The organism is Curtobacterium sp. B8, assembly GCF_000333315.1.
GTDB classification, from domain to species: Bacteria; Actinomycetota; Actinomycetes; order Actinomycetales; family Microbacteriaceae; genus Curtobacterium; species Curtobacterium luteum.
The window spans coordinates 1-5,056 of sequence record NZ_BACW01000214.1 but is presented as its reverse complement, the minus strand read 5'-3'; the positions used below and the strand labels follow the sequence as shown (position 1 = coordinate 5,056).

The 5,056-nt window shown below is 71.6% G+C and carries 7 protein-coding genes; 1 reads left to right on the top strand and 6 read right to left on the bottom strand.

Going from position 1 to position 5,056, the window contains the following annotated elements:
• Window positions 1–20: 20 nt before the first annotated feature.
• The 6 genes from I59_RS05395 to I59_RS05370 all read right to left on the bottom strand — a co-directional run bounded on the left by I59_RS05395 (window position 21) and on the right by I59_RS05370 (window position 4,380).
• A complete protein-coding gene (locus I59_RS05395) occupies window positions 21–287 on the bottom strand; it encodes a hypothetical protein (protein ID WP_022902992.1) in 267 nt (88 codons plus the stop codon).
• Complete coding sequence (locus I59_RS05390; protein ID WP_022902991.1) at window positions 284–478, bottom strand: hypothetical protein; 195 nt, start codon at window positions 476–478, stop codon at window positions 284–286. Before I59_RS05390 ends, I59_RS05395 begins: the two co-directional genes overlap by 4 nt.
• A 16-nt stretch (window positions 479–494) precedes the next feature.
• Window positions 495–1,055 carry a hypothetical protein gene (locus I59_RS05385; protein ID WP_148286099.1) on the bottom strand — a complete coding sequence of 187 codons (561 nt, stop codon included), beginning with the start codon at window positions 1,053–1,055 and terminating at the stop codon, window positions 495–497.
• 99 nt (window positions 1,056–1,154) lie between these two features.
• Complete coding sequence (locus I59_RS05380; protein WP_022902989.1) at window positions 1,155–2,228, bottom strand: low specificity L-threonine aldolase; 1,074 nt, start codon at window positions 2,226–2,228, stop codon at window positions 1,155–1,157.
• Entirely contained in the window at window positions 2,225–2,920 is a 696-nt protein-coding gene (locus tag I59_RS05375; RefSeq protein ID WP_022902988.1) for an SDR family NAD(P)-dependent oxidoreductase, read from the bottom strand. The genes I59_RS05380 and I59_RS05375 overlap by 4 nt, the downstream gene beginning before the upstream one ends.
• Entirely contained in the window at window positions 2,917–4,380 is a 1,464-nt protein-coding gene (locus tag I59_RS05370; RefSeq protein ID WP_022902987.1) for a DUF6421 family protein, read from the bottom strand. Before I59_RS05370 ends, I59_RS05375 begins: the two co-directional genes overlap by 4 nt.
• 315 nt (window positions 4,381–4,695) lie before the next feature.
• On the opposite strand from I59_RS05370, the gene I59_RS19280 reads away from it, so the two are divergent.
• Window positions 4,696–5,056: hypothetical protein (locus I59_RS19280; RefSeq protein ID WP_042726494.1), on the top strand; the 361-nt coding region annotated here is incomplete at its 3' end.

Below are 5,056 nucleotides of genomic sequence, written 5' to 3'. Positions count from 1 at the left end.
CCGCTCCCGTCCGTCGTCGGTCACCGTTCCGACAGGGCGGCGATCGCTTCGCTGATCGTCGCGTCCGGATGCTCCTCGCGCCACTTCCGGACGCTGCGTGGATCGGGCGCGGCCCCGTCCGGGACACGGGTCGCGCCGACGACGCTCGGCGCGGAGGCAGCGTACGCGAGCGTGGCGAGCGCTCCGAGGCAGGCGTCGAGCAGGCCGAGCGCGAGCCAGGCGCCGATCGTCGCTGCGATGCCGCCGACGATCACGACCGTCGGACCCCGACGGACGCGCGCGGTCACGGCCGTCGGTGCCGTCGGCGACGGAGTGCGGTGCCGGCCCACACCATCGCGGTGAACAGGGCCAGCGCGGATCCGACGGTGCTGCCCCAATGGCCGGCGGTCGTCGGCGCCGTGACGAGGACCGATCCGGCGACGACGAGCGCCGAACTGCACGTCAGCGCGATGGGCAGGCGCAACAAGAACGACCTCATGACGTCATGTCTCCCATCAGGCGCACCGCGGCTTGACCTTGCCGCCCGCGAACGGGTAGACCCGCAGCTGTTTCGTGCCGCAACGGATTGCCCCGCTCCCGGTGATCGCCACCGTGGCCGCGGTGAGGATCGCGCCGACGACGACGCAGAACGTGCCGCCACTCACTGCGCACACGGCGGCCCCGAGTGCGAAGGCTGCGCCACTGATGATCATGTTCTGGTCCGTCGCGTTGAAGCTGACGTAGGTGCCCTTCGAGTCCGTGCCCGCTCCGATGCGCTCGCGGGAGCGTTCGGTGACGAGGTCGAACGTGAAGCCGTCGCCGAGATCGATCCTCGTGACCGTCGACCCGTCCGCGCGTTCGCTGTTCGCCACGACCAGTCCATCAGCCCTCGCTTCGCCGAGCGCGGCTGCGAGCTGCTCCGGGCTGATCTCGACCTCGGCGCCGTGCGTCTGTTCGGCCGTCCCGGCGCGGGGCATCGTCGTGGCAGCTGTCGCCGCTGGTGCAGTCACGAGCGCGCTCGCGATCACTGTAGTGACGAGCACGAGGCTCGTGATGGCTGTTCGGTGCTTCGACATCGATCCCCCCCCCTGGGGCTCTCGGAGCCGCCTCGTCGCGGCCTCGTAGTCGAAATTACACAGGTGCCGGTCGTACGTCAAACCTGAAATTTCAGGCGGTCAGACGGCCGCGAGCTCCCGCGTCAGCGCCGCCACGAAGTCGTCGATGTCCTGCTCCGACGTGTCGAAGGAGCACATCCACCGCACCTCGTTCCGGCTGGCGTCCCAGTCGTAGAACCGGAAGTGCTCGCGGAGCCGATCGGCCACCCCGGCCGGCAGGGTCGCGAACACCCCGTTCGCCTGGGTCTCCTGGCTGAACCCGACGCCCTGGATGCTGCCGTCGGCGATCCCGGCCTCGAGCGCGCCCCGGAGCTTCGCCGCCATCGCGTTGGCGTGGCGTGCGGAGCGGAGGTAGAGGTCGTCGGTGAGCAGGGCGATGAGCTGCGCCGACACGAACCGCATCTTCGACGAGAGCTGCATGTTGAGCTTGCGGAGGTAGTGCAGCCCCTCGGACGCCGACGGGTCGAGCACGACCACCGCCTCGCCGTAGAGCAGACCGTTCTTGGTGCCGCCGAAGCTCAGCACGTCGACCCCGGCGTCGGTGGTGAAGGCGCGCAAGGGGAGCCCGAGCGTGGCGGCCGCGTTCGAGATGCGGGCTCCGTCCATGTGGAGCTTCATGCCGAGCCCGTGCACGTGGTCGGCGATCGCCCTGATCTCGTCGGCGGTGTAGGCCGTGCCGAGCTCGGTCGTCTGCGTGATGGACACGACGAGCGGCTGCGCGCGGTGCTCGTCGCCCCAGCCCCAGGCCTGCTGGTCGATGAGCTCGGGCGTGAGCTTGCCGTCGGGCGCGTCCACGGTGAGGAGCTTGATGCCGCCGACGCGCTCCGGCGCGCCAGCTTCGTCGGTGTGGATGTGCGCGGTCGAGGTGCACACGACGGCACCCCACCGGGGGAGCATCGACTGCAGACCGACGACGTTCGCACCGGTGCCGTTGAACACCGGGAACGCCTGTGCCTGGTCGCCGAAGTGCTCGGTGAAGACCTGCTGCAGCCGCGCCGTGTAGACGTCCTCGCCGTAGGCGATCTGGTGGCCCTGGTTCGCGGCCGCGATGGCGTCGAGGACCTCCGGGTGGATGCCGGCGTAGTTGTCCGAGGCGAAGCCCCGCAGGTCGAGGTCGTGCAGTCGAAGGGTCACGCGTCGATCCTAGGTTCCGTGCCGACGGGCTCCGTGGCGAGGGGCAGACGGACGCCGTTCACGTCGGTGGGGTCGGCCGCCCAGAGCCGGACGACCTCCTCGCCGAGCCGGCGTTCGAGGCCGTCGAGCGTCCGGACGACGAAGACGGTGGCGGCCGCGGTGGTCGGGGCGTCCTTCCGGAAGCCCTGCGCGACCGCACGGGTCCAGGCGTCCGCCGCGGCCTTCGCAGCGGCGTAGTTCGCGGCACCCGCGGCGGGGGCGTCGACGCTCGTCGACGACACGATCGCGAGGCGTCCGGCGGGCGAGGCGACGAGGTCGTCGTACAGGGCGCGGGTCGTGTTCCGCAGCGTGTGGAACCCCCGTTCGAGGAAGTCCCAGTCCTCGTCGGACTGCCCGACGAGACCGCCGCCGCCCCGCCATCCGCCGACCAGGTGCACGAGACCGTCGACGTGCGTCCCGTCGGCCTGGAGGCGCGCCACCAGCCCGTCGACCGCGCTGCGGTCCGCCAGGTCGCACCGCTGGGTCGTGACCTGCGGGACGGCCGCGCGCAGTGCCTCCAGGCCGTCGTCCCGGGTGCCGACGGCCACGACCGCCGCTCCGGCGGCGACCAGTGCTCGCGAGACGGCTTCGCCGCTGGTGCTGGTCGCTCCCGCGACCAGCACCGTGCGGCCGGCGAGGGGGCCGTCGTTCACGCGGCGACCGACGCGTCGTCGGTGGTCCCCGTGATGCCCGCGGTGGACTGGATGACGGCTGTCATCTTCTTGTCCAGCGCTTCGTAGAACATCGAGAGCGGGAACTCGTCGTCGAGCACGGCGTCGGTGTAGCCCTTCGGCGGACCGGCGAGCGTCTCGGACGGCAGCCCCTTCGCCCACGCGGAGGCCGGGTGCGGAGTGAGGGTCTGCGTGAGCATCTCGTAGGCGGCGAGCCAGTGCGCCGACTTCGGCCGGTCGATCGAGCGCCAGTACAGGTCGTTGATCCGGTCGCTCAGCGCGATGACGACGTCGGGGACCGCGTCCCAGTCGATCGTGAGCTGCGTGTCGGTCCAGTGCAGGACGCCGTGCTGGTGCAGCCACGCGAAGAGCAGCTGCCCGCCGAGCCCGTCGTAGTTCCGGACCCGGCTGCCGGTGATGGCGAAGCGGAAGATCCGGTCGAAGATGACGGCGTACTGCACGAGTGCCGCGTGGTCCCGGATCGAGCGCTGCGCATCCGACAGCTCCCCGTCCGGCACCGCCGACAGCGACCGCTGCAGCCGGACCGACTCGCGGAACGCGGTGAGGTCGCAGCGCAGCTCCTCGAGCGAGTAGAGGAAGAACGGCATGCGCTGCTTGATCATGAACGGGTCGAACGGCAGGTCGCCGCGCATGTGCGAGCGGTCGTGGATGATGTCCCACATCACGAAGACCCGCTCGGTGAGCTCCTGGTCGTCGAGCATCGCCGCGGCGTCCTCGGGCAGGTCGAGCTTCGTGATGTCGGCGGCCGCACGGACGACCCGGCGGTAGCGGGCGGCCTCGCGGTCCTGGAAGATCGCGCCCCAGGTGAACGCCGGGATCTCCCGCATCGCGACGGTCTCGGGGAACAGCACGGCCGAGTTCGTGTCGTAGCCGGGCGTGAAGTCGACGAACCGGAGCGCGACGAACAGCTTGTTGCCGTACTCGCCGGCCTCGAGCTCGGCGATGAAGTCCGGCCAGATGACCTCGACGAGCAGGGCCTCGACGAACCGCGAGGCGCTGCCGTTCTGCGTGACCATCGGGAACACCACGAGGTGCCCGAGGCCGTCGACCCGGTGCTGCTGCGGCTGGAAGGCGTTCAGCGAGTCGAGGAAGTCCGGGACGCCGAAGCCCTGCGCCTCCCACGCCGCGAAGTCCCGGCGGAGCAGCTCGAGGTACGCGGCGTCGTGCGGGAACGCGGGTGCGAGCTCGGCGATCGCCGGGACGACGACGGCGAGCAGCTCGGACGCGGCGGGGTGGTCGGCTGCGTCCGGGACGGAGCCGTCGGTGGCCTGCAGTCGCTGGAGTGCGACGACGGCGTCCTTGAGTCGGAGCCACGCGGGGTTCGCGGCGACCTCGCGCACGGGTGCGGCACCGCGGTCCTCGACGACCTCGGGCTCTCCGATGATGGCGTCCTGCGTGAACTTCTGGACGAACTGGGACATCTCGAACCTCCCCGTCGTTGGGCCGGCGTGCGCGTGTGGACCGCACCGATCGGCGGTCCTGACGGAATCCTAATGAGGAGCCGGAGCGGCATTCTTGCCTCTTCCCGCCGCATTCCTGCGCGGTTCCGGGGCCGACGCACGCGATCGGGGGTGGCACGCTCGACTTCGCGCGTTCGGGTGTTCGCCGGGGCGCGCGGACCTTCCCCGGGCGATCATCCTGCGGGATGATCCGACTGGCCGACCGGTCTCGCTACCGTGACCACCAGCGCGTGCCGCACGGCCCGCGGAACCACCCGCCGACAGGGGGACCCCGACGTGGACCGTCACCGCCACCAGCCACCACGCCGCCGTCGCGGCGCGCGATCCCTCGGGGCGCGATCCCTGGGCGCCCGGTCGCTCGGGGCCGCCGCCGTCGTCGCGGCGCTCGCCCTCGCCGGCAGCCTCGTCGCCCTCCCTGCGGTCGCCGCGCCCGCCGACGGCACCCCCGCGGACGGTACCGGCACCACGATCACGACCGGCGACTCCCCGGTCGCGTCGGGGGACGGGTGGACCGTGACCGCGGTCGCCGGCGGCTTCGTCGTCACCCTCACGCTCGACGAGCCCCTGCCGATCCGGGCCGCCGCCCCGACGCTCGTGGTCGACGGCCGGGACATCGGGATCGCGAGCACGAGCATCG